This window comes from Kosakonia cowanii JCM 10956 = DSM 18146, assembly GCF_001975225.1.
Classification (GTDB): Bacteria; Pseudomonadota; Gammaproteobacteria; order Enterobacterales; family Enterobacteriaceae; genus Kosakonia; species Kosakonia cowanii.
In genome coordinates this window covers 2496296-2520550 of the sequence record NZ_CP019445.1, presented here as the reverse complement: position 1 = coordinate 2520550, position 24255 = coordinate 2496296, and the positions used below count along the sequence as shown (strand labels likewise).

The 24255-nt window shown below is 60.1% G+C and carries 21 protein-coding genes; 7 read left to right on the top strand and 14 right to left on the bottom strand.

Going from position 1 to position 24255, the window contains the following annotated elements; all coding sequences use genetic code 11:
* Positions 1-25: 25 nt before the first annotated feature.
* Complete coding sequence (mtnK, locus tag BWI95_RS11825; RefSeq protein WP_076769530.1) at positions 26-1225, top strand: S-methyl-5-thioribose kinase; 1200 nt, start codon at positions 26-28, stop codon at positions 1223-1225.
* Positions 1226-1256: 31 nt separating this feature from the next.
* On the opposite strand, the gene BWI95_RS11820 is transcribed toward mtnK, so the two are convergent.
* The 4 genes from BWI95_RS11820 to BWI95_RS11805 form a co-directional block, all read right to left on the bottom strand.
* The gene (locus tag BWI95_RS11820) at positions 1257-2501 is read right to left on the bottom strand and encodes an LVIVD repeat-containing protein (RefSeq protein WP_076769529.1); all 1245 of its coding nucleotides are present in this window, start codon (positions 2499-2501) and stop codon (positions 1257-1259) included.
* 263 nt (positions 2502-2764) lie between these two features.
* Complete coding sequence (locus BWI95_RS11815; protein ID WP_023479928.1) at positions 2765-3829, bottom strand: sugar ABC transporter substrate-binding protein; 1065 nt, start codon at positions 3827-3829, stop codon at positions 2765-2767.
* A gap of 18 nt (positions 3830-3847) precedes the next feature.
* Positions 3848-4843, bottom strand: coding sequence for an ABC transporter permease (locus BWI95_RS11810; protein ID WP_023479978.1), 996 nt, complete (start codon positions 4841-4843; stop codon positions 3848-3850).
* Positions 4836-6341, bottom strand: a complete 1506-nt coding sequence (locus BWI95_RS11805) for a sugar ABC transporter ATP-binding protein (protein WP_054804106.1) — start codon at positions 6339-6341, stop codon at positions 4836-4838. Before BWI95_RS11805 ends, BWI95_RS11810 begins: the two co-directional genes overlap by 8 nt.
* A gap of 162 nt (positions 6342-6503) precedes the next feature.
* On the opposite strand from BWI95_RS11805, the gene BWI95_RS11800 reads away from it, so the two are divergent.
* On the top strand, positions 6504-7592 hold the full coding sequence (locus tag BWI95_RS11800; RefSeq protein ID WP_054804105.1) for an oxidoreductase: 1089 nt from the start codon (positions 6504-6506) through the stop codon (positions 7590-7592).
* Positions 7593-8157: 565 nt separating this feature from the next.
* Here the strand turns inward: BWI95_RS11800 and fic are convergent.
* Together fic and BWI95_RS11785 are read right to left on the bottom strand one after the other, a co-directional pair.
* A complete protein-coding gene (gene fic, locus BWI95_RS11790) occupies positions 8158-9234 on the bottom strand; it encodes a protein adenylyltransferase Fic (protein ID WP_076769527.1) in 1077 nt (358 codons plus the stop codon).
* A gap of 674 nt (positions 9235-9908) precedes the next feature.
* Positions 9909-10502 carry a TetR/AcrR family transcriptional regulator gene (locus tag BWI95_RS11785; protein ID WP_232374350.1) on the bottom strand — a complete coding sequence of 198 codons (594 nt, stop codon included), beginning with the start codon at positions 10500-10502 and terminating at the stop codon, positions 9909-9911.
* Between the two features lie 107 nt (positions 10503-10609).
* Between BWI95_RS11785 and BWI95_RS11780 the strand changes: the two genes are divergently transcribed.
* Complete coding sequence (locus tag BWI95_RS11780) at positions 10610-11353, top strand: SDR family oxidoreductase (RefSeq protein ID WP_054804596.1); 744 nt, start codon at positions 10610-10612, stop codon at positions 11351-11353.
* Positions 11354-11395: 42 nt separating this feature from the next.
* Here BWI95_RS11780 and BWI95_RS11775 read toward each other — a convergent pair whose 3' ends face one another.
* The 7 genes from BWI95_RS11775 to entC form a co-directional block, all read right to left on the bottom strand.
* Positions 11396-11593 carry a YbdD/YjiX family protein gene (locus tag BWI95_RS11775; RefSeq protein ID WP_054804595.1) on the bottom strand — a complete coding sequence of 66 codons (198 nt, stop codon included), beginning with the start codon at positions 11591-11593 and terminating at the stop codon, positions 11396-11398.
* A 14-nt stretch (positions 11594-11607) separates the two neighbouring features.
* Positions 11608-13713: a pyruvate/proton symporter CstA gene (gene cstA, locus BWI95_RS11770; protein ID WP_076769526.1), complete on the bottom strand. Its 2106-nt coding sequence runs from the start codon at positions 13711-13713 to the stop codon at positions 11608-11610.
* A gap of 165 nt (positions 13714-13878) precedes the next feature.
* Positions 13879-14292, bottom strand: coding sequence for a proofreading thioesterase EntH (entH, locus tag BWI95_RS11765; protein ID WP_054804598.1), 414 nt, complete (start codon positions 14290-14292; stop codon positions 13879-13881).
* Positions 14292-15047, bottom strand: coding sequence for a 2,3-dihydro-2,3-dihydroxybenzoate dehydrogenase EntA (gene entA / locus BWI95_RS11760; RefSeq protein ID WP_076769525.1), 756 nt, complete (start codon positions 15045-15047; stop codon positions 14292-14294). Before entA ends, entH begins: the two co-directional genes overlap by 1 nt.
* Positions 15047-15898, bottom strand: coding sequence for an isochorismatase (locus BWI95_RS11755; RefSeq protein ID WP_023479247.1), 852 nt, complete (start codon positions 15896-15898; stop codon positions 15047-15049). Before BWI95_RS11755 ends, entA begins: the two co-directional genes overlap by 1 nt.
* Before the next feature lie 10 nt (positions 15899-15908).
* Positions 15909-17507, bottom strand: coding sequence for a (2,3-dihydroxybenzoyl)adenylate synthase EntE (entE, locus tag BWI95_RS11750; RefSeq protein WP_054804593.1), 1599 nt, complete (start codon positions 17505-17507; stop codon positions 15909-15911).
* A gap of 9 nt (positions 17508-17516) precedes the next feature.
* Positions 17517-18692: an isochorismate synthase EntC gene (entC, locus tag BWI95_RS11745; protein WP_076769524.1), complete on the bottom strand. Its 1176-nt coding sequence runs from the start codon at positions 18690-18692 to the stop codon at positions 17517-17519.
* Between the two features lie 185 nt (positions 18693-18877).
* Between entC and fepB the strand changes: the two genes are divergently transcribed.
* Positions 18878-19837, top strand: coding sequence for a Fe2+-enterobactin ABC transporter substrate-binding protein (fepB, locus tag BWI95_RS11740; protein WP_083699387.1), 960 nt, complete (start codon positions 18878-18880; stop codon positions 19835-19837).
* A 183-nt stretch (positions 19838-20020) separates the two neighbouring features.
* Here the strand turns inward: fepB and entS are convergent, their stop codons facing one another.
* A complete protein-coding gene (gene entS / locus BWI95_RS11735; protein ID WP_076769523.1) occupies positions 20021-21256 on the bottom strand; it encodes an enterobactin transporter EntS in 1236 nt (411 codons plus the stop codon).
* Positions 21257-21368: 112 nt separating this feature from the next.
* On the opposite strand from entS, the gene fepD reads away from it, so the two are divergent.
* The 3 genes from fepD to fepC are packed head-to-tail and all read left to right on the top strand — an operon-like array spanning position 21369 to position 24156.
* Positions 21369-22373: a Fe(3+)-siderophore ABC transporter permease gene (gene fepD / locus BWI95_RS11730; protein ID WP_054804592.1), complete on the top strand. Its 1005-nt coding sequence runs from the start codon at positions 21369-21371 to the stop codon at positions 22371-22373.
* The gene (gene fepG, locus BWI95_RS11725; RefSeq protein ID WP_054804591.1) at positions 22370-23362 is read left to right on the top strand and encodes an iron-enterobactin ABC transporter permease; all 993 of its coding nucleotides are present in this window, start codon (positions 22370-22372) and stop codon (positions 23360-23362) included. The genes fepD and fepG overlap by 4 nt, the downstream gene beginning before the upstream one ends.
* Positions 23359-24156: an iron-enterobactin ABC transporter ATP-binding protein gene (fepC, locus tag BWI95_RS11720; RefSeq protein ID WP_076769522.1), complete on the top strand. Its 798-nt coding sequence runs from the start codon at positions 23359-23361 to the stop codon at positions 24154-24156. Before fepG ends, fepC begins: the two co-directional genes overlap by 4 nt.
* The last annotated feature ends 99 nt before the right edge of the window (positions 24157-24255 follow it).

Below are 24255 nucleotides of genomic sequence, written 5' to 3'. Positions count from 1 at the left end.
AAATCGCAAAAAGAGGATCGAGGCAATGTCGCAATACCATACCTTTTCCGCCCGTGATGCCGTGGCATATGCACAACAATTTGGCGGCTTTCGCGATCCCTCCGAACTGGTTGACGCGCAGGAAGTGGGCGACGGTAACCTCAATCTGGTATTCAAAATTTTCGACCGCAACGGCACAAGCCGCGTCATCGTTAAACAGGCGCTGCCCTATGTGCGCTGCGTCGGTGAGTCCTGGCCGCTGACGCTCGATCGTGCGCGTCTCGAAGCGCAAACACTGGTCGAACACTACAAGCACTGCCCGCAGCACACGGTCAATATTCTTCATTTCGACCCGGAGCTGGCGGTGATGGTGATGGAAGATCTCTCCGATCACCATATCTGGCGCGGCGAACTGATTCGCAATGTCTATTATCCGCAGGCAGCGACGCAGTTAGGTGAATACCTGGCGCAGACGCTGTTTCACACCAGCGATTTTTACCTCCACCCGCATGTGAAAAAAGCGCAGGTGGCGAAATTTATTAATCCGGCGATGTGCGAGATCACCGAAGATCTCTTCTTCAACGATCCCTACCAGATCCACGAGCGCAATAACTACCCGGCCGAGCTGGAAGCAGACGCCGCCGCCCTGCGCGATGACGCACAGCTGAAAGTGGCAGTCGCGTCGCTCAAGCACTGCTTCTTCTCTCATGCTGAAGCCTTGCTGCACGGCGATATTCACAGCGGCTCAATTTTTGTTGCCGACGGTAGCCTGAAGGCGATTGACGCCGAGTTCGGCTATTTCGGCCCGATTGGCTTTGATATCGGTACCGCTATCGGCAACCTGCTGCTCAACTACTGCGGCCTGCCGGGCCACCTCGGTATTCGCGATGCGGCGGCGGCACGCGAGCAGCGGCTGATCGATATTCAGACCCTGTGGGCGACCTTTGCCGAGCGCTTCCAGGCGTTAGCAACCGAGAAGACGCAGGACGCGGCGCTGGCGCAGCCGGGCTACGCCTCGGCATTTCTGAAAAAAGTGTGGGCCGATGCGATTGGTTTTTGCGGCACTGAGCTTATCCGCCGCAGCGTTGGACTGTCGCACGTGGCAGATATCGACACCATCAAAGATGAGGAGATGCGCCACGCCTGCCTCCGTCATGCCCTCTCCCTTGGCAAAGCGCTGATTGTGATTGCCGATCGCATTGATAGCGTCGATGAGTTAATTGCCCGCGTGCGCCAATACTCGTAAGCCGATAACGAAGCGCCCTCCGGCGCTTCGCTCACCCCAGATACTCAATAATCGACAACCCGCCGTTGTAGTCGGTGCTGTAGATGATCCCCTGCGCGTCAACAAACACATCGCAGGACTGGATCACGCGCGGGCGACCGGGGCGGGTATCCATCATTTTTTCCGGTGCCGCTGGCACCAGCGCGCCGGTCTCAACCGGGCGATAGGGGTTGGAGATATCGTAGGCGCGCACACCGGCATTCTGGTAGGTGGCGAAAATCAGCGTTGAGCTGATAAAGCTGCCGGGGCGGTTCTCATGCAGGTTGTGCGGGCCGAAGTGGGCCCCTTTCGCCACATAATCGATCTCATCCGGCTGCGGGAAGGTGGCGATGCTGACCGGGTTAGCGGGCTCGCGAATATCGAACAGCCAGATCAGCTTCTCGCCATCCTCCTGATTGTCGAGCACCGCTTCATCCAGCACCACCAGCAGATCGCGATCCGGCAACGGCAGCGCGGTGTGGGTGCCGCCGCCAAACGGCGGGCTCCAGTTGCGGTGGCTGATAAGCGTCGGCTGAGTGCGATCTTTCACATCCAGCAGCGTCAGGCCGCCGTCGCGCCAGCTACCGTAGGCGGTATCACCGGCAATAATCGCGTGGTGCAGCGCGTAGCGTTTGCCCTCTTCCCAGCCCGGCGTTTCGCCTGCGGCCTGGTTCATGCCCGGCAGCCACCAGCGTCCAGCCACCTCAGGTTTGCGCGGGTCTTTGAGATCGATGGTCAGGAAGATGTAGTCGGTAAAGCCGTCGATCAGCGCAGAAACATAGGCCCAGCGCCCTCCCACATACCAGATGCGGTGAATGCCGATACCCTCAAGCGACAGAAAGCTGATTTCGCGCGGCTTGTCCGGCGTGGAGATATCGAAAATACGCAGCCCGGCGCTCCAGCCCTTATCCTGCACATCGCTTACGGTTTCGCCGACCGAGCGGGTGTAGTATACCTTTTCATCAGCAAAGCGGGCGTCGGCAAAGAGATCGCGGGCGTTGATCACCAGCAGCAGATCGTCGTGGGCTTGCAGATGCACATTCCAGGTGCCGGGCGGCGCGGCGATATAGCCTGCGGGTTTCGGGTTCTTTGGGTCGCGGACATCCACAATTGAGACGCCCTGCGACACCATATGGCCGATATAGGCAAAGCCGCGGTGCACCATCAGCTGGACACCGTCCGGGCGACCGCCCTGGTCGCTGTGGCCAATCAAGCGCATATTGCGGCTGTAGTCCGGGCGTGGAAGTTCAGTTGCCATGATTTATCCTTGTTAAAGGCCGGTGCGATTGCTTATTGCGATACGCCCTTGTAGGCCGGATAAGCGTTAGCGCCATCCGGCAAACGGGTTCACCGCGATTGCTTATTGCGATACGCCCTTGTAGGCCGGATAAGCGAAGCGCCATCCGGCAAACGGATTCACCGCAATTGCTTGTTGCGATACGCCGTTCCAGGCCGGATAAGCGTTAGCGCCATCCGGCAATCAATGCCGCACCGGCCTACAAAACTGGCTCGTGTTGCAAACTATTTATTCTTCGCTTCGAGCGTTGCAAACCACGGCGCAATAAAATCCTGCGTCTGGCCCCAGCCGGGAATGATTTTGCCGAGCGACGCCACATTCACCGCGCCAGGCTGGCTGGCGAGCAGCGCCTGCGGAATGGCGGCGGCTTTAAAATCGTAAGTCGCAGGCGTCGGTTCACCGGCAATCTTATTGGCGATCAGGCGCACGTTGGTGGCACCAATCAGCTTCGGATCCACCGCCACGCTCACCTTCCACGGGCTGCCCGCTTCGCGCATCAGTTGCAGATCCTGGTTCGAGACATCAATGCTGTAGAGCTTGATCTCGGTGCGGCCATTCTCTTTCAGCGCTTTATAGGCCCCCTGGCTGAAGGCATCCCAGGTGCCCCAGATGGCATCAATCTGCCCTTTCGGGTATTTCGCCAGCACCGCGCCCACCTTATTAGCCGTGTCGCCCTGCACATCGGAAGAGACGGCACCAATCGACTCCAGCTCTTTAATCCCCGGGTTCGCTTTCAGCAGTTCCGCATAGGCCGCCTGACGGCGCTCCATCGGCGGGAAACCGGCGACCCACAGTTTGATAATGTTGGCTTTGCCGTTGAAATCTTTCACCAGCTCGCCGAAGGAGAGTTTGGTCAGCGAGGCGTCATCCTGCTGCGTCACGGTAACGCCCGGAATTTCGCCCTTAACGGCGGTATCAAACACCGCCACTTTGATCCCGGCGGCGACCGCTTTTTTGATCAGATCCGTCGAGTAGGGATCGCGCCCCTGCGAAAGAATAATGCCGTCATACTTCTGGCTGATCGCCTGGTTAACGAAGTCCTGGAATTTGGCGTCATCGCCGTTGCTTAAAAAGGTGCTGATCTTAAAGCCAAGTTTTTTACCCTGCTGCAAAGCACCGGCGACAAACTGGGTGGTGTTGTCATCAGAGCCGAGGTTACGGATCAGCGCAATGCGCACCGGGCCGTTATGGTTGGCGATGGCCTCCGGAACCGGCGCAGGTGTTGCGGCGTGGCCCGGCAGCGCATTCAGTAATCCTAGCGCCAGCAGTGAAAGTGCAATTTTTTTCATCTCTGTTTCCCCTGAAAGTTAACGACGCTGGAAGTAAGTCAACGCAAGAGCACCGGCCAGCACCAGCCCCTTAATAATGTCCATCGCGTAATAGGGCACCGACAGCATCACCAGCCCGTTCGAGAGCACGCCGAGGATCACCGCCCCGACCAGCGTGCCGAGCGCATTGGGTTTCCCCGAGCCCGCCAGCGAGAAGCCGATCCACGCTGCAGCGACCGCATCCATCAAATACCCGCCGCCCGCATTCACCTGCGAGGAGCCAATGCGCGAGGCGAGCAAAATCCCGCCAAGCCCGGCCAGCAGCGAGGCAATCACATACGCCGCCACTTTGTAGCGCGTGGTGCGAATGCCGGAGAGGCGCGCCGCTTCCGGGTTGCCGCCAATGGCGTACATCCGGCGGCCGTGGGTGGTCAGCGACAGGCCAAGCTGCGCCACCACCGTGACCACCAGCATGATAATGACGATGGTCGGCACCTGGCCGAGCAGCGAAAACGCCGCCGGGATGGTCCCTTCCGCCATATCGCCGCTCGGCAGCACCATGTTTTCGGTAATCGACCCGCCGTAGCTGTAGGTCATCGCTACACCCTGAATAACAAACAGGCTGCCGAGCGTCGCCAGCATGTCGGGAATGCGCAGCACGACGATGAGAAAAGCGTTAAACAGGCCGACCAGCGTACAGAGCGCCAGCGTCACGAGGATCGCCTCCGTCGTATCGAAGCCGTGCCAGACAAAGAGCGAGATCACCAGCGCGTTGGCCAATGACGCGGTGGAACCGACGGAGAGATCAAACCCACCAATGGTCAGCGAGATCGAGACGCCAACGGCAATCACCGTGACGATAGCGATCGAGCGCAGGATATTGATGATGTTATTGGGATCGAGAAAGTTGTCCGAGGCGATGCCAAAAATAGCTACCAGCGCCACCACGGTGAGCAACATGCCCCACTTATAAAGAAAATCGAAAAATTGCTGCCGCGGGGATGCCGCCGCACTGACTGAAAGGGCCTTACTCACGGGCCGTTCCTCCGGTGGAATAGTAAAGGAGTGTCTCTTCGCGGGCATCCTCGCCCTGCACTTCTGCCACAATGCGCCCATCCCACAGCACACAAATCCGGTCGCACAAACCCACCAGCTCGGCGAATTCACCCGACGCGTAAATCACGCCTTTGCCCTCGCGTGCCAGCCCGTCGATCAGCTGGAAGAGGTCGGTTTTTGCCTTCACATCGACGCCTTTGGTCGGCTCGTCAAAAATCACCACGTTCGCCTGGCCGCGCAGCCACTTGCCTATCGCCACCTTCTGCTGATTGCCGCCGGAGAGGCGGCGCAGTATCTGGCCTGGGCCACTGGCGCGCACGCCAACGCGGGCAATCACCTCTTGCGCCCAGCGCCACGCCTGGTGATGGGCAAAGATCCCCCAGCGCGAAAAGGTGCGATCGGCGCTGACGGCGAGGTTCATGCTGACCGGCTCATCGATAAAGATCCCCTCTTTACGCCGCTCTTCCGGCACCAGCGCCATGCCGCGCGATACCGAATCGGCCGGATCGCGCGGACGCCACGGCTGATGGTTCAGTTCGCCGCGCGTAACACGGCTTTTGCTCGCACCAAACAGGGCTTTGCACAGCTCGGTTTTGCCTGCGCCCGCCAGGCCAGCGATGCCAAGAATTTCGCCTTTACGCAGCCGCAGCGAGATATCTTTCAGCAGCCCTTCGTCGTGCAGGCCATCAATGCTGAGCAGCAGTTCATCGCTATGCGGCGGCCGCGCGGGCGGGTAGATATCGCTTAGTTCATGACCGAGCATCTTCTCAACAATCTCTTCGCCGCTTAGCGCCGTCATCGGCCCGGACTCCACCAGCCTGCCGTCGCGCAGCACCGTCAGGGTGTCGCAAATCGCCTTCACCTCATGAATGCGATGGGAGATAAACACCACGCCGATCCCCTGCTGTTGCAGGCGTCTGACCACCGTAAACAAGCGCTCGCTCTCGTGCTGATCGAGCGGCGCGGTTGGCTCGTCGAGGATCAAAAAGCGGCAGTGATGGGAGAGCGCCCGCGCCAGTAAGATGTGCTGTTTTTCCGCCAGCGTGCAGCTGTCGATAGCGCGGGTGACATCAAACTCAACATCGAGCTGTGCCAGCGCGTCGCGCGCCTGGCGGCGTATCTCACCCCAGCGAAAGCGGTGCCCGCCCTCTGCCAGCTTATCCAGCATGATGTTCTCGGCGATGCTCAGCCCCGGTACCAGCGCAACGTCCACCTCCTGCTGCACGAGGTGAATGCCGAGCTGTTTCGCATCGCGCGGGGAGCGGATCGACACCACCTGATGGTTAATGGCGATCTCCCCTTCGTAATGATCATAAGTGCCGCACAGCACCGCCATCAGGGTCGATTTGCCTGCGCCATTTGCGCCGGTTAAGGCATGGACTGAACCGCCCCGTAAAGTGAGGTCGACATTCGACAGTGCGTTGAAGCCGCCAAAGGCGAGGCGCATGCCACGCATTTCGAGGAGGTTGCTTCCCATAGCGCGTGAATACCTGCGATTAATAGATTGATTTAGCGAATTTTTCACAGCCTCGCTTGACTGGCAACGACAGAAAAGGCATAAGTTAAAGCGAAATAATATTAGCCATCCGGATGTCCAGACATAACATCGGGTTAGCGATCACCTTTAAGGACACCTCATATGAGCAACACCGATATCCGCGTTGTACCCGGCCCCGCCAACTACTACTCCCACGCAGGCAGCCTTGCGCGGCTGGAGGATTTTTACTCCGCTGAGCAGCTTTCCCGCGCGGTGTGGATCTACGGCGAGCGCGCCTTTGCCGCCGCAAAACCGTTTCTGCCACAAGCGTTTAACGCGCCTGGCGCCACGCATCTGCTGTTTAAAGGCCACTGCAGCGAGCACGATGTGACGGAGCTGGTTCAGCAGGCGGGCGCGGATCGCAGCGTGGTGATCGGCGTTGGCGGCGGCGCTCTGCTGGATACGGCAAAAGCGGTCGCGCGCCGGCTCGGCTTGCCGGTGGTGGCGATCCCGACCATTGCCGCCACCTGCGCGGCGTGGACGCCGCTCTCGGTCTGGTATAACGACGCCGGTCAGGCGCTCCATTTTGAGATCTTTGATGACGCTAACTTCCTTGTGCTGGTCGAGCCGCAGATTATCCTTGATGCCCCGGTGGAGTACCTGCTGGCGGGTATCGGCGATACGCTGGCGAAGTGGTATGAAGCGGTCGTGCTGGCGCCGCAGCCGGAAAACTTACCGCTGACGGTGCGGCTGGGGATTAATAATGCGCTGGCGATCCGCGATGTGCTGCTGGAGAGCAGTGAAGCGGCGCTGGCCGATCAGCAGCGTGGAGAAGTAACGCAGGCGCTTCGCGATGTGGTGGATGCGATTATCGCCGGTGGCGGCATGGTCGGCGGGCTTGGCGAGCGCTATACCCGCGTGGCGGCGGCACATGCGGTGCATAACGGGCTGACGGTGCTGCCGCAAACGGAGAAGTTCCTGCACGGCACGAAAGTCGCCTACGGCATTCTGGTGCAGAGCGCCCTGCTCGCCCAGGACGACGTGCTGGCGCAGCTTGTGGCGGCCTATCAGCGTTTCAACCTGCCGACTACGCTTGCAGAGCTGGAGGTGGATATTCACAACCGTGCCGAGCTGGATAAGGTGATCGCCCATACCCTGCGCCCGGTGGAGTCGATCCATGCTCTGCCGGTGGCTGTCAGCGCCGACAAACTCTATGCGGCGTTTGAGAAGGTGGAGACCTTCGCGCGGTAAATTGCAAACGCGCCAATCCCGTAGGCCGGATAAGCGTTTACGCGCCATCCGGCATTATCACCGCGGCACCGATTGCCTGATGGCGGCTACGCCTTATCCGGCCTACAACAGCGTGCTTTCAGCAACACCGATATTGCCTTTACCTCCGGTCTCGCAGCGAGGGGTTGTGTCCCCGCTGAAATCGGCGAACCGAAGCGTGAATGACAAGGTCTGGACGCCATGGATGGCGGACAGAGGCGAACCGAGCCAGGACGGCGAGTCGAGCCGACCGCCGTCAGGCACGCGGGAGGTGAGCGCAGTGCGCAGCACCGATTTCCTCGCGGGACCGCGGGGATTGACAAGGGGAGCGCGGCCGCTTCCCTTGCCCCGTTCACCGCATAAGGAGTTAATGAAACTCCCCAGCGCCTGGTGAACGGAACCCTTCCACAAAATGCCACATACCAGGCCCATCGCCGGATGGCGGCTACGCCTTATCCGGCCTACGGGGTCGGAGCGATTGGTAGGCCGGATAAGCGGCACGCGCCATCCGGCAGGAGAACAGCGTGGGAGAGCTGACTCGCGGCAATTAGTTATTTAACTCCTGCAATAGCCGTGTATTGAGGTAGAGTTTTTCGCGCCCCACGCTCATCTCCTCCAGCACGCCTATGTCTGCTAACTGCTTAAGGTAGAGCGATGCAGTCTGGCGCTTAGCCACTTGCCCTTTTACAAGGTTATCTATCCGACAGTAGGGCTGTGCAAAAAGTATTTGCATCAACTCATGGGTATAGATTTTTGGCAGTCGCTCACGCACAAATTGTGTCGTATCCACCATCAGTTCACGAATGATGGCGATTTTTTTCTTGGTCCAGCGCGCCGTGTTTTCTATCGCTTCCAGCATAAATAAGATCCACGCCTCCCAGCGACCTTCGGCGGTCACGTCACGCAGGAGCGTGTAATAGCGATCGCGCCTTTCCAGGATAAACCGAGAGAGGTAAAGGATAGGCAGCGAGAGCAATTCACTCTGAATCAGGTACAAAATATTCAGGATTCGGCCTGTTCTGCCATTTCCGTCCGGAAAGGGGTGAATACACTCAAATTGGTAGTGTGAAATCGCCATTTTTATCAGCGGATCCAGGTCATCATCGGCATGGATGAAACGTTCCCAGTTCGCCAGCAGATCGCGAATAGCCGCTTCACCTACCGGAGGGGTATAAACCACGTCACTGTTCTGATCGCGTAATACCGTTCCCGGGGTTTTACGAATATCCGTTTGTACGCCGCGTAGCGTGGTGCAGATAGCGATCGCAGTGTTAGTACACAACGGGTAACTGCTCAGGTAAGTAAAGCCATCGTGCAATGCAGTCCGGTAACGTAACGCCTCTTTTGTTGCGGGATCGGCGTTCTCGGCCTGATCAGCGTACTGGAAGAGCTGGTCGCTGGTGGTCACGATATTTTCGATGCGCGAGGAGTCCTTTGCTTCAAGTAGAGGAAGGAGGTTAATCAATAATCCCTGATCGGGAATTAACTCCCCTGCCGTGTTCAACTCTGCCAGTGCAGCACGCGCCTTTATGCAGGCCTTAAGTACCTTGCGGGTCTCAATCTCCTCCACGTTGGGCGGCAGCATCGGTAAAGCGTTATAGGGTATGGTCGGATCCCAGCGCATATGTTTACAAAATCCATTTTTATCGACATATGCTGATAATATGTCGATGCAATCGACCTGTCACGATGACATGTTTAATAAATGTGATTTTATCGGCGTATTTAACATTTTTGGCGGCATACGTGCTTTCGCACAATCCGGAAATGGAGACGGGATCACATGCCGGATGGCGGCTTCGCCATATCCGGCCTACAAAAACGCAGCTCCAGCGATACCGTTTTTGCTTTTATCTGCGGTCTCGCAGCGAGGGGTTGTGTCCCCGCTGAAATCGGCGAACCGAAGCGGGAATGACAAGGTCTGGACGCCATGGATGGCGGACAGAGGCGAACCGAGGCATGGAGCGAGTCCGTAGGGGCGAGCAAGCCGAGTCGAGCCGGCCGCAGTCAGGCACGCGGGAGGTGAGCGCAGTGCGCAGCACCGATTTCCTTGCGGGGCCGCGGGGATTGACAAGGGGAGCGCGGCCGCTTCCCTTGTCCCGTTCACCGCACCGGTGATAAAAACATTCCGCCCAACACCTGGTGAACGGAACCCTTCCACAATATGCCACATACCAGACCCATTGCCGGATGGCGGCTGCGCCTTATCCGGCCTACAGAACCTCGTCCACCGTGGCAACATGCTGCACCCATCGCCGGATGGCGCTCACGCTTATCCGGCCTACAAACCACCGGTATTTATTCCGTTGGCCATAGCCCCATCGCCATGCGGGCGATACCGAGCAGCGTTTCGCGGCTGGCGCCGTCGCGCGCCTGGATCGACATCCCCTGCTGGATGCTGGTGTAAAGCCGGGTCAGGGCATCAATATCGGTATCGGCGGGCAGTTCGCCCTGCGCTTGTGCCTGCGCCAGACGCGCTTTCAGTAATGCCATCCCGCCGTTGCGCATAGCCTGCACACGTTGACCAAGGCGATCGTTACCTTCGCTGGCGACAGCGGAGAGCGTCACCATGCAGCCGTGCGGCAGATCGCAGCGCGTCAGCATGTCGGCTGAGCGTTCAAGCCAGCTTGCGACAGCGCGTTTTGGCGAGGGCTCCTGCTCCATATCGCCCCAAATCAGCGGCGCAACACACTGCTCGTAGTGCTGCAACACCTCATCGTAGAGGTTCTCTTTACTGCCGAACGCCGCATAGAGGCTCGGCGACTTAATGCCCATCGCCTCATAGAGATCGCTCATCGAGGTGGCGGTATACCCCTTGCGCCAGAAGAGCAACATCGCCTTGTTCAGCGCTTCTGTTCGATCAAACTCGCGCGGTCTTCCCCGGCTCATCATCGGCTCCTCACATTTTGTGCTGATCGGTATATTAATAATATTGACGAATAGATGGAAGCCTGATTATTTTAATTATGTATCAATCGACACATAATCCAGGAGTCATCATGTCATATTCACTGTCAGGTAAACGCGGGCTGGTCACTGGCGCCAGCCGGGGTATCGGCAAAGCCATCGCTTTAACGCTGGCGCGCGCCGGGGCGGATGTCGCCATCACCTATGAAAAATCGGCAGAGAAAGCCGAAGCGGTTGCTGAAGCGATCCGCGCGCTTGGGCGCAACGGCGTCGCCATCCAGGCCGACAGCGCCAACCCGCAGGCGGCGCAGGACTCCGTTGCACAGGCGGTGGTGCAGCTGGGCGGGCTGGATATTCTGGTCAATAACGCCGGGATTGCGCGCGGCGGGTCGCTGGAGTCAATGTCGCAAGAGGATATCGATGCACTGATCAACGTCAATATTCGCGGCGTGGTCTATACCACCCAGGCGGCGCTGGCACACCTGCCGGATGGCGCGCGCATTATTAACATCGGCAGTAACCTCTCCGACCAGGTGCCGTTTAAAGGCGTCACGATTTATTCCATGACCAAATCGGCGCTTAACTCCCTGACGCGCGGGCTGGCGCGGGATCTGGGCGCGCGCGGCATCACGGTCAATATGGTAAAACCCGGCTCGACGGACAGCGATATGAACCCGGCGGATGGCGCGCAGGCAGATGCGCAGCGCAGTTTCACGGCGTTAGGCCACTACGGCGAGCCACAGGATATTGCCGAAGCGGTGGCGTTTCTTGCCAGCCCGGCGGCGAAGCATATTACCGGCGCGGATATTGTGGTGGATGGCGGAACCAATGCCTGATGAGCGGCAAAAAAAGGCGGCACAGTGTGCCGCCTTTTTTCGTTAACAGCAGCGTGCGCCGCCTTTGCCACCGTAGCGCGCATCCTGGCGCTCACGGAAAAACTCCTCATAGGTCATCGGTATCTGGTCCGGATGAGTGACGCGCATATGCTCAACGTAGTTGTCATAATCCGGCACGCCAATCATCATCTTTGCCGCCTGGCCTAAGTATTTGCCCGCTTTTGAGAGCGTATCGAACATATCTGCTCCTTCGCTTAATGCGCGTTTTTGGCGCGCGCCACAACCTGATCAACGTTGTCCGGCATCGCTTCGTAAGGCGTCTCTTGCGCCGTCGGGTGATCCGCTTTCAGCGCCGCCAGCGCGGTCTTCAGCGAGTAGAAGGCGAGTACCACCACCACGACCATAAAGAAGAGCGTTAACCCGGCATCGAGGCGGTTGTTAAACACCAGTTGCGCCAGTTGAGACTGGGTATACTGCGCCGGAATAGTGCCGCTGTCGATCATCGCCTGGAACTTATTGGCAATCGCCAGGAAGCCCACTTTGTTGTCCGGGCTGAAGGTTTTCTGCCAGCCGGCGGTAAGCGTACAGACCAGCAGCCAGGCCGTTGGCACTAACGCCACCCATGCGTAGCGCTGGCGCTTCATCTTAAACAGCACCACCGCGCAGAGCATCAGCGCCATGCCAGCCAGCATCTGGTTGGCGATACCAAACAGCGGCCACAGCGTATTGATACCGCCCAGCGGATCGACCACCCCCTGATGCAGGAAGTAGCCCCACGCCAGCACGCAGAGCGCGGTGGCAAGCAGGTTAGCGGGCAGCGATTCGGTGCGTTTCAGCGTCGGGGAGATGACCCCCAGCAGATCCTGCAACATAAAGCGCGCCGCGCGGGTTCCGGCATCCACCGCCGTCAGAATAAACAGCGCCTCAAACAGAATCGCAAAGTGATACCAGAAGGAGACATCCATCAGGCCGCCGAGCGCGCCGTGCAGAATATAGGCCATGCCGACCGCCAGCGTCGGTGCCCCGCCCGCCCGCGAGATGATCGACTGCTCGCCCACTTCATCGGCAATCTGCCGCAGCGCATCCGGCGTAATGGTAAAGCCCCAGTTGCTCACCACCTGCGCCGCAGACGCCACCACATCGGTGGTGCCCGCCGGTGCCAGCACCGCCATAGGGCTGTTCATCGCAAAGTAGACGCCCGGATCGATAATGCACGCCGAGACCAGCGCCATGATCGCCACAAACGACTCCATCAACATGCCGCCGTAGCCGATAAAGCAGGCCTGCCCTTCGCTGGCGAGCATCTTCGGTGTAGTGCCGGAGGAAATCAGCGCGTGGAAGCCGGAGACCGCGCCGCAGGCGATGGTGATAAAGAGGAACGGGAAGAGATTACCGGTCCACACCGGGCCGGTGCCATCGACAAACTTGGTCAGCGCGGGCATTGTCAGCGTCGGGCGCATAATCAGAATGCCAATCGCCAGGCCAATAATGGTGCCGATTTTCAGGAAGGTGGAGAGGTAGTCGCGCGGGGCCAGCAGCAGCCACACCGGCAGCACCGAGGCGACAAAACCGTAACCGACCAGCATCCAGGTGAGCTGCACGCCGGTGAAATCAAACCACGGTGCCCAGGTCGGGCTTTCGGCGACCCAACCGCCGGAGATAATGGCGAACACCAGCAGCACCAGGCCAATCACCGACACTTCGCCAATACGCCCCGGGCGCAGGTAGCGAATATAGATGCCCATAAATACCGCCAGCGGAATGGTGAACGCCACGGTATAGGTGCCCCACGGGCTGTGGGTCAGCGCTTTGACGACAATCATCGCCAGCACGGCGAGAATAATCACCATGATCATAAAGGTCGCCACAAGCGCTATCACGCCGACGGTCGGCCCCATCTCTGCCTTCACCATCTCGCCAAGGGAGCGCCCGTCGCGGCGGGTGGAGATAAAGAGCACCATAAAATCCTGCACCGCACCGGCTAACACCACGCCTGCGAGGATCCAGATCATGCCGGGCAGATAACCCATCTGCGCCGCCAGCACCGGGCCAACCAGCGGGCCTGCGCCTGCAATCGCTGCAAAATGGTGACCGAACAGCACTTTTTTGTCTGTCGGTACATAGTCGAGGCCATCGTTGTAGCGCACCGCCGGGGTCATGCGCGTCGGGTCAACCTGCAGCACATTTTTGGCGATATAGAGACCATAAAAACGGTAAGCAATGAGGTAAATACAGACGGCTGCGACCACGATCCAGAGTGCGTTGATCGGTTCGCCGCGATTCAGAGCGATATAGCCGAGGGCAAACGCGCCAACAAGCGAGAGCGCGCCCCAAACAAGGTATTTCCCTGGGTTGTTCATAGCGGTTATCCGTTTGAGAGACAGAGAGATGTTACATTTTGTTTCTATATCAACTCAAAGAACTTAACAACTTTGAAACACAGGAAAGGCGGCCTGCCGCACGGCATTTGGTTGATTGTGTTAACGGGATCGCAAGAATGCCCTCCTGAGCCGGAGGGCGAAGGGTTAGCCGAGCACCGCGGTGCTGAGGCGACAGGTTGCGCAGCGCCGCCCCTGTTCATCAAACACCACGATCTCCCAGCTCTGATTCTGGCGGCCAAGATGCAGCGGCTGGCAAACGCCGCGCACTGTGCCATGCGCCACCGCGCGGTGATGGGTGGCGTTAAGCTCGGTGCCGACCACGCACTGCCCGTCACGGGTCATCATATAACCGGCCATTGAACCCAGCGTTTCCGCCAGCGCCGCCGACGCGCCGCCGTGCAACAGGCCAAACGGCTGGTGCGTGCGGCTATCGACCGGCATCTCCGCTTCGAGAAAATCATCCCCGATGCGGGTATAGGTAATCGCCAGATGCCCGATCAGGGTGTTATCGCTGGTGGCATTCAGCGCCTCCAGCGTTAAGTGACGTTTCCAGATCATCATGCCCCCAGCGTCGAGCCACCATCCACCACGATATCCTGTAGCGTAATGTGGCTGGCGAGATCGGAGGCGAGGAACAAAATGGTGTTCGCCACCTCCTGCGGACGGGCGATTTTCCCCAACGGAATGCCGAGCTTGAACTGCTCGCCGAAGCCGCGAATGCGCTGCTGCTCCGCATCGTCGCTCACCCATAGCGTGCGCTGCATATCGGTGTCGGTCGAACCCGGCGAAACGATATTACAGCGTACGTGGCTGGCAGCCAGCTCAAGACCGACGGTCAGGGCAAGGCTTTTCAGCGCCGCTTTCGACGCGCCATAAGCACTCATGCCGATGCGCGGCGTGTGCGCGGCGTCAGAGCAGACGGTGACAATCGCCCCGCGCTGCTGGCGACGAAAGTGCGCCATCGTCTGGCGAAAGAGGTTAAAGGCACCGCCGACGTTAACAGTGAACGTCTGCTGCCACTCTTTGTCAGAGAGCGCATCCGTTGCGCCCATATGCAAAATGCCCGCGGCATTGACCAGCACATCCAACGGCGCGTTGTTTGCCAGCAGGCGCTCGCTGACGGCGGCGACCTGCGCGGCGTCGGCGATATCCAGCGTTTCACAGGCAAACGGATAGTGCTCGCCGTTAAAGGCGAGATCGAAGCCGGTCACCTGTGCGCCCGCCTCAACGAAGGCGAGCGCGGTGGCATAGCCGATCCCCTTCCCTGCCCCGCTCACCCAGACGCTGCGTCCGCTGAAATCGAGGCTCGCCATCACTGCACCCCGCGCGCGAGCAGCGCCCACCAGGCATCGATGGTTGGTTTTTTCGCCAGCATGACAAAATCGATATCGCCATGCACTTTGCGCCAGCGGGCGGCGAGCGCCATCATGCGCACCGAATCGAGGCCGTAATCAATCAGGTTTTCGTCATCCAGCGGCTCGTCAGACTCATCCAGCAACGGCAGGATGATTTCGCGCAGTGCCGCTTTACTTGCCGGTAGCGGCAGCAGCTCTTGCGTCAGCACCACGCGGCCGGAACGCCCGGCGACATAGTTGAGCGACATTAAGTGCTCTTCGCGGCTGAAATCCGCAAGCGCATCGGCCACCATAAACGGCTTGATATCGCGCATAAAGGCGTCGGTGGCGGTGGTCATACAGCCGATATGCGAATAGACGCCGGTGATCAGCAGCTGGTTGCGGCCGGTCTCTTTCAGCATCTGCTCCAGCGGCGAGCGGTGAAACGCGCTGTAGCGCCACTTCACCAGCACGGTGTCGGCCTCGTCCGGTGCCAGTTCGCTGACGATCTGCTGCTGCTCCGGCGAGCGGGTCAGGCCCGGCCCCCACATGTCGTTCAGCAACGCGCGATCTTCATCGCTCTGCTCTTTCGGCTGCGCGGTGTAGTAGACCGGAATATTGTGCTGTTTGCAGAAGTGACGCAGCGCGGCGATGTTCGCCACCACTTGCTGCATCATCGGACAGTTATCGCCCCAGAAATTAACAAAATAGTCCTGCATATCATGGATCAACAGCGCCGCACGGGCGGGCTCAAACGACCAGTTCACTTTATTGTCCGGGATATCAGCCGCTGCGGGCAGCGCGTAGCCCTGTAGTTTTGGGATTGCCATCTTCTCTCCTTTACGCCGGGGTGCGTTGTGCTACCCACTGGCGTAACTGTTTCTTGTCAACTTTTCCTACCGGCGTCAGCGGCAGCGCTTCAAGGCACTCGACGCGATCCGGCAGCTTAAACTCCGCCACGCCCTGCTCGCGCAAGAAGCGGCGGATCGCCACCGCGCGCAGCGGGGTTTTCACCACCAGATACGCACAGCTCTTCTCGCCAAGCAGGCTGTCCTCCATGCTCACAAGCGCGGCGTGGATCACCGCTTCATGGCGCAGCAGCAGGTTTTCAATCTCCTCGGCGGCAATCTTCTCGCCGCCGCGGTTGATCTGATCTTTTTCCCGTCCCTGCACGGTGATGTAGCCCTGCTCATCAATGGCGATGAGATCGCCCGAGCAGTAGAAGCCCTCAGCATCAAAGGCGCTGGCGTTGTGCTGCGGGCTGTTGAAGTAGCCGCGGAAGGTATAGGGGCCGCGCGTCATCAGGCGTCCGGTCTCCCCTGCGGGCAGCGGGTTGCCGTTCTCATCGGCGACCCACACTTCATCATCCGGCGACATCGGCCGCCCCTGGGTGTTGATGATGCGCTCCAGCGGATCGTCGAGGCGGGTGTAGTTCACCAGCCCTTCTGCCATGCCGAACACCTGCTGGAGCTGACAGCCAATCTCCGCCGGAATACGCGCCGCCAGCGTTGCGGAGAGCCGCGCGCCGCCCACTTGCAGCAGTTTCAGCGAGGCAAGCTGAGCATTGCTGCCCCACTCGGCTATCGCCTGTAACCAGAGGCTGACCGCCGGGGGCACCAGCGCGGTGACGTTAACCCGGTGTTTTTCAATCAGCGGGAAACAGAGCGTGGCGCTCGGGTCGCTCGCCAGCACCACAGAGCCACCGGCGAGGAAGACGCCGAGCGCGCCGGGCGAACTTAACGGGTAGTTGTGCGCCGCCGGTAAGGCGCAGAGGTAGCGGGTTTGCGCCGTGAAATGGCAAATCTCATTACTGCGCACAATGCTGTAGAGATAGTCATTGTGCGTGCGCGGGATCAGCTTCGGCGTACCAGTGCTGCCGCCGGAGAGCTGGAAGAAAGCCACCTCATCCGCCGGAGTTGGCGTAGCGGTAACATTATCCGCCGGGCGGGCAATCGCCTGCTCCAGCGACTCGCCGCGCAGCATAATGGCGCGCAGCGACGGGTGATCGTTTTCCAGCGCGCGGAGGAAAGCGTCATCGGCAAACAGCCCGTGGGCGCGATCGGCAATCAGCAGCGCAGGTTTGATTTGCGCCGCGTAAGCGTTGAGCTCGCTGCGCTGATGGCTGAAGAGCGCGTTCACCGGCGCGACGCCGATTTTCAGCAGGGCGAAAAAGGTGATGTAAAACTCGGCGACATTGCCCAGTTGCACCAGCGCGGTATCACCGCGCGCAATGCCCATCGACTGTAATGCGCAGGCGAGGTTGTCCGAGGCGGCATGCAGCTGGCTGTAGCTTAACGCGCGATCGCCGTCGATTACCGCAACGGCTTCGCTGGCAGCGTGGCGGGTCAAAATATCGCTCAGCGGCAGATCCTGCCAGTAGCCCTTTTCACGGTAACGACGGGCAAACTCTTGCGGCCAGCGGCTAAAAGGAATGGTCACTGTGGCTCCTTAATGCAAACCGAAGGCATTCAACATGGTGGTCAATTTGACGCCGGTTTCGCGCCATTCAGCGAGCGGCGACGAGGCGGGGACAATCCCGGCTCCGGCAAACAGGCGGACGTTGTTGTCGCGGATGCGCGCGCAGCGGATGGTAACCACCCACTCGCCGTTTCCTTCCGCATCGCACCAGCCGACAATGCCGCCGAAGAGTTCGCGGTTAAACGGCTCAAGCTCGGCGATTATTTTCTTCGCAACCTGGTGCGGGAAGCCGCTCAGCGCGGGTGTTGGATGGAGCAGGCAGGCGAGCGTCAGGGCGTTTTCACCCTCTTTTGCCGTGCCCTCAATCGGCGTTGCCAGGTGCCACAGCGTCGGCGTATTCACCAGCTGCGGCGACGACGGCAGCGTCAGCATGCGGCTGCGCGGTTGCAGCACTTTTTTCATCGCCTGAGTCACCAGCTCGTGTTCATGGCGATCTTTTTCTGAGGCCAGCAGTTTGTTGCCCGCTTCGCGATCGAGCATGTCATCAGGCTGACGGCGCGCCGAACCGGCCAGCGGCAGAGAGCTGAAGTGATCGCCCTCTTTACGCAGCAGCAGCTCGGGGCTGGCGCCCAGCAGCGCGCCGCCATCGGGCAGCGGAACGTGGAAGTTGAAACTGGCGGGGTTCTGCGCAATTAAGCGCTCAAGCAGCACGCCGCTGTCGACCGGGCGGTCAGTTGCGATCTCAATCAGGCGTGAGAGCACCACTTTGTCCACTTCCGGCGTTGCGGTGCGCGCGGAGGCATTCGCCACCATCTCCATAAACAGATCCTGCTCGGGCACCGCTGTTTGCGCCTTCACATTCGGCATCGCGCCGCTGTTGAAGTAGCGTGCAGCGCGCTGTTTTTCCGGGCGGGAGAAGCTCTGCCAGCGTTGAGGGATAAAGAGCGCCGAAGGCTGCGTGGTATCAAACGGGATAGCGCCGACCATAATCGGCCGCGCGATGCCCTGCGCTCTGGCATCGGCAAACGCCTGCGCCAGTTTTCGCTGGAAGGCGCTGTCTGGCGCATCACCTCCCACTGCCGGCTCTGAGAAACGCGCAACACACCCCGACGTGGTGAAACTGCGGTACGGCGACATAAAGAAAAATTGATCGGCGGCCAGTGTCGTTGCAGACAGCTGGATCTCTTCAGCCAATGACGTATCCATATCATCCTCCGGCAATGATAAATGTATTAAGAATGATTATCATTTTTGTTTGGTGCAGTAAGATAAAAAGTTATTGCCGGTGATGTCAACAGCAGAATCTCCTCTCGCACTGCCACAACTTGCATCCATGACGCTCAACGATGAAAATGAGAAGCATTAACTTCAACAGAAACAGGACTCACGTTGTGAATTTTCTTAGCTGGTGTCGTAAACACGCTCTGTTAGTGGGCGTTTTCGTTTTAGGACTTAACTCAGCCTGCGCCGCCGACTGGCCGCGCCAGGTGACCGACAGCCGCGGCGTGCATCAGCTTGCCAGCGCGCCGCAGCGCATTGTTTCCACGAGCGTTACCCTCACCGGCTCGCTGCTGGCGATTGATGCGCCAGTGGTCGCCAGCGGCGCAACGACGCCAAATAACCGTTTTGCCGACGGTCAGGGCTTTTTGCGCCAGTGGGGCGAGATTGCCAAACAGCGCAACGTTGCGCGTCTCTACATCGGCGAAGCGAATGCCGAAGCGGTTGCCGCGCAGATGCCGGATCTGATTTTGATCAGCGCCACCGGCGGCGACTCGGCGCTGGCGCTCTACGATCAGCTCTCGACGATCGCGCCGACGCTAATCATCAATTACGACGATAAGAGCTGGCAGGCGCTGCTTACCCAGCTTGGCGAAATCACCGGCCACGAGCAGCAGGCCGCCGCGCGTATCACTGAGTTCAACCAGCAGCTGGCGGCGGCAAAAACGCACATGAAACTGCCGCCGCAGCCGGTGAGCGCGCTGGTTTATACGCCCGCCGCGCACAGCGCGAATCTCTGGACTCGCGACTCCGCGCAGGGCCAGTTAATGCAACAGCTCGGTTTTACCCTCGCGCCGCTGCCGGCGGGACTGCAGGCGAGCCAGAGCCAGGGTAAACGCCATGACATCGTGCAACTCGGCGGTGAAAACCTCGCCGCCGGGCTGAATGGCGAAGCGCTGTTCCTGTTCGCCGGCGATCAAAAAGAGGCCGACGCCCTGAGCGCTAATCCGCTGCTGGCGCATCTTCCCGCAGTACGCAATAAGCGGGTTTATGCGCTGGGTGCCGAGACCTTCCGGCTTGATTACTACAGCGCAACCCGCGTGTTGCAGCGCTTGTCTACGCTGTTTGGCTGAGGGTTTGCCGCAAGCCTTATTGCCGGATGGCGCTGGCGCTTATCCGGCCTACAAAAACCTCGGTATTGCCGGATAAGGGTCGTGACTTATCCGGCCTGTGAAGGCATCCCGTTTGCAGTCAAGGGGGGTGATCAGATCGCCGTAACGCTGAAGCTCCGGTGACGCTAACGCCACCGGAGAATTTTATGCGCCGGACTGAACCTGTCGGAAACGGCGTAGTTCGCCGAGGATGAGAACCAGCACTAATCCCACTATCGCTAACGCCAGCCCGCTGAAGCTCGCCGAGGCGGCGGGCGTCAGCATCGATCCCATTGCGCCCAGCAGCGCCGCACCGATGGCGTCGCCGGTGACGTTTTGCGCCGTCCATAAGCCGTTAATGCGCCCGAGCATCGCTTCCGGGGTCTGGGTTTGCAACAGGGTGTATTGCAGCAGTGAACTCACCGCCGTCAGCCAGCCGCAGAGCGCGAGAAAGAGCACGCCGAGCGGCCAGACGGGCATCAGGCTAAAGAGCGCAATGGCGATAAACGCGCCGACGCTGGTCAGCAACATGATGATGCCGGGCCGCTCGCTGTGCGCCAGCCTGCCGCTGGTCAAGGCGCCGATGGCTGCGCCGAGCGGCAGTGCAGCATAAAGCACGCCAATCTCCGCCGCCGACATCTGCCAGCTCATCGCCAGTGCCGGGTAGAGCACGCGCACGGCGCTGGCCATCGTCAGCAGGCCGCCGAGCAGCGCAATGCCGCCAACTAACGGGTTACGCAGCAGAAAGTGCAGCGCAGCGGCAAGAGATTTAAGCGGGTGTTCGCGCGGTTGCGGCGGCGGTGGGAGCGCAGGCAGCGTCAGCAGTGGCAGCAGGGTGATAAAGGTGCCCGCCGCCGCCAGACCGTAGTTCCACGCCACGCCGCCAGAGGCCAGCAGCAGGCCGCCAACCATCGGCGAAATCACCGAACCGATGCGCACGGTGAGCATGGTGATCGCCCCCGCCTGCATCAGGTTTTCCCGCCCGACCAGCGCAGGCGTTGCCGCCAGCAGCGCCGTCACGCCAAGCGCGCCGAAAAAGCCATCCCACACGCCAAGCAGATAGATCGCCGACAGCAACGGCGCGGGTAACAGTGCATTGAGAAAGAGGCCAATAAAGCCGATACCGCAGGTGGATCGCGCCAGCAGAATCAGCTTTTTACGTTCAAAGCGATCCGCCAGTACGCCGCCGAGCATCAGGCCGACAAACATTGCGCCGCCGGTCAGCGTCACGGCAAGCCCGACCTGCCAGCTGGAGTGGGTCATCGCCTGGATCTGCACCGGTACTGCCACGCCCAGTAAGCCCAGCGATAAAATTGAGATAAAACGCGCGAGGAAAACGACGCGATAAGCCGGATGTGTCCGCAGCAGGCTGAGATTCAGCAGCCAGGAGTGTTGCTTCATTACAAGACCTTGTATTCCATACTTTCTGTGTCCAATCTCAGGCTGCGCATGGTAACATAACAAAACAGGATCGATAACGATAATTACTATCATTATCAAAATTGGGATTTTTATGTCGTTTTCTGCTTCCCCGGCGCGCGTATTGGTTCTCGTCGGGCTATTGATACTGCTTATATTTGCTGCGGCACTGAGCCTGTTTATTGGCGCAAAACCGATGCCTGCCGCGGTCATCTCCGACGCCCTTTTTGGCGCTTGCCACAGCGCAGATTGCACCATCATTCGCGATGCGCGCCTGCCGCGCACGCTGGCAGGCTTACTCGCCGGCGGCGCGCTTGGCCTTGCCGGTGCGCTGATGCAAACCCTGACGCGCAACCCGCTGGCTGACCCGGGCCTTTTAGGCGTCAATGCGGGCGCCAGTTTCGCCATTGTGCTCGGCGCCGCGCTGCTGGGCGCGACCACGCCAACGGAGCAGCTGCTGTTCGCCTTTTGCGGCGCATTCGCCGCCTCGCTGCTGGTGGCGTTTACCGGCAGCCAGGGCGGTGGGCAGCTTAGCCCGGTGCGCTTAACACTCGCGGGCGTGGCGCTCACCGCCGTGCTCGACGGACTCTCCAGCGGCATTTCGCTGCTCAATGCTGATGTCTACGATCAGCTGCGTTTCTGGCAGGCCGGTTCCCTTGATATTCGTACGCTGGCAACCCTGCGCGTGGTGCTGATCCCGGTGCTGCTGGCGGCGGGCGTCGCCTTGATGTTGAGCCGCGCACTTAACAGCCTGAGCCTCGGCAGCGATACGGCGACGGCGCTCGGCAGCAAAGTGGCGCGCACCCAGTTGCTGGGTTTACTGGCGATAACCGTGCTCTGCGGCAGCGCCACGGCGGTCGTCGGCCCAATCGCCTTTATCGGTCTGATGATGCCCCACCTGGCGCGCGGGCTGGTTGGGGCCGATCACCGCTGGTCGCTTCCTGTCACGTTAATTGCCACCCCTGCTCTGCTGCTGTTTGCCGATATCATTGGCCGTGTGATCGTGCCGGGCGAGCTGCGCGTTTCGGTCGTGAGCGCCTTTATCGGCGCGCCGATGCTGATCCTGCTGGTGCGCCGCGCGCGCGGAGGCGGCTTATGATCGCTCCCTCCCGCCGTTTAGTGGCCAGTTGCCTGCTGATGGTTATCGCCGCCCTGCTGCTCGCAGCCTGGGGGTTGCGCAGCGGTACGGTGATGCTCACCTTCACGCAGGTTTTCGACGCGCTAAGCGGTGCTGCGCCGCGCGCAATGCAGCTGGTGGTGATGGAGTGGCGCTTGCCGCGAGTGTTAATGGCGCTGGTGGTTGGCGCGGCGCTTGGCGTCAGCGGCGCGATTTTCCAGTCGCTGATGCGTAACCCGCTCGGCAGCCCGGATGTCATGGGCTTTAACACCGGTGCCTGGAGCGGTGTGCTGGTGGCGATGGTGCTGTTTGGCCAGCATCTGACGGCGATTGCGCTGGCAGCGATGGCGGGCGGCATCCTTACCTCGCTGCTGGTGTGGCTGCTGGCCTGGCGCAACGGCATTGAAACCTTCCGCCTGATTATTGTCGGCATTGGCATACGCGCGATGCTGGTGGCCTTCAACACCTGGCTGCTGCTGAAAGCGTCGCTTGAAACGGCGCTCTCCGCCGGGCTGTGGAACGCCGGATCGCTCAATGGCCTGACGTGGGCGAAAACGCTGCCGTCGGTGCCGATTATGCTGGCGATGTTTTTTTTCGCCGCCCTGCTGGCACGGCGCATGCGGCTGCTGGAGATGGGCGACGACAGCGCCTGCGCGCTGGGCGTCAACGTTGAGCGCTCGCGTTTGCTGCTGATGCTGGTAGCGGTGGCGCTGACCGCAGCCGCCACGGCGCTTGCTGGCCCCATCTCCTTTATCGCACTGGTGGCACCGCATATTGCCCGCCGCCTGAGCGGCACGGCGCGCTGGGGGTTAACCCAGTCGACGCTCTGCGGCGCGCTGCTGCTGCTGCTGGCGGATATGATCGCCCAGCGCGGCTTTACGCCTTACCAGCTACCGGTTGGCGTGGTCACCGTCAGCCTCGGCGGTATTTACCTTATCGCCTTGTTAATTCAGGAGTCCCGAAACAAATGAGCGCCTTATCTCCCCGTCTGCGCGGCGAAGCGTTAACCCTGGGCTACGGCAAAAAAGTGATTGCCGAGAAGCTGAGCGTCGCCATTCCGGATGGCCATTTCACCGCCATCATCGGCCCGAATGGCTGCGGGAAGTCGACCCTTTTACGCACCCTCAGCCGCCTGATGACGCCGAGCGAAGGGCACGTTTACCTTGATGGCGAGCAGATCCAGCGCTTTGCCAGCAAAGAGGTGGCGCGGCGCATTGGTCTGCTGGCGCAGAACGCTACCACGCCTGGCGATATTACGGTGCAGGAGCTGGTGGCGCGCGGGCGTTACCCGCATCAGCCGCTCTTTACCCGCTGGCGCAAAGAGGATGACGAAGCGGTGAAGCGGGCGATGAAAGCCACGGGCGTGGAGAGCCTGGCGCAGCAGAGCGTCGATACGCTCTCCGGCGGGCAGCGCCAGCGGGCGTGGATCGCCATGGTGCTGGCACAGGAGACGGCGATTATGCTGCTTGATGAGCCGACTACCTGGCTTGATATCAGCTATCAAATCGATCTGCTGGAGCTGCTCAGCGAACTGAATCGCGAGCAGGGGTATACGCTGGCGGCGGTGCTGCATGATTTGAATCAGGCATGCCGTTACGCCACCCATTTGATTGCGCTGCGCGACGGGAAGATTGTGGCGCAGGGCGCACCGAAAGAGATTGTCACCGCCGGGTTGATCGAGGAGGTGTACGGGCTGCGCTGCATGATCATTGATGATCCGGTAGCGCATACCCCATTGGTGGTGCCGCTGGGGCGCAGCGGTTGAACGTTGTTGGCAAATCCCATTGCCGAATAAACGTTTACGCGCCATACGACATGATCCCCCCAGAAAACAGAGCCACTGAAACCGCGTAGGCCGGATAAG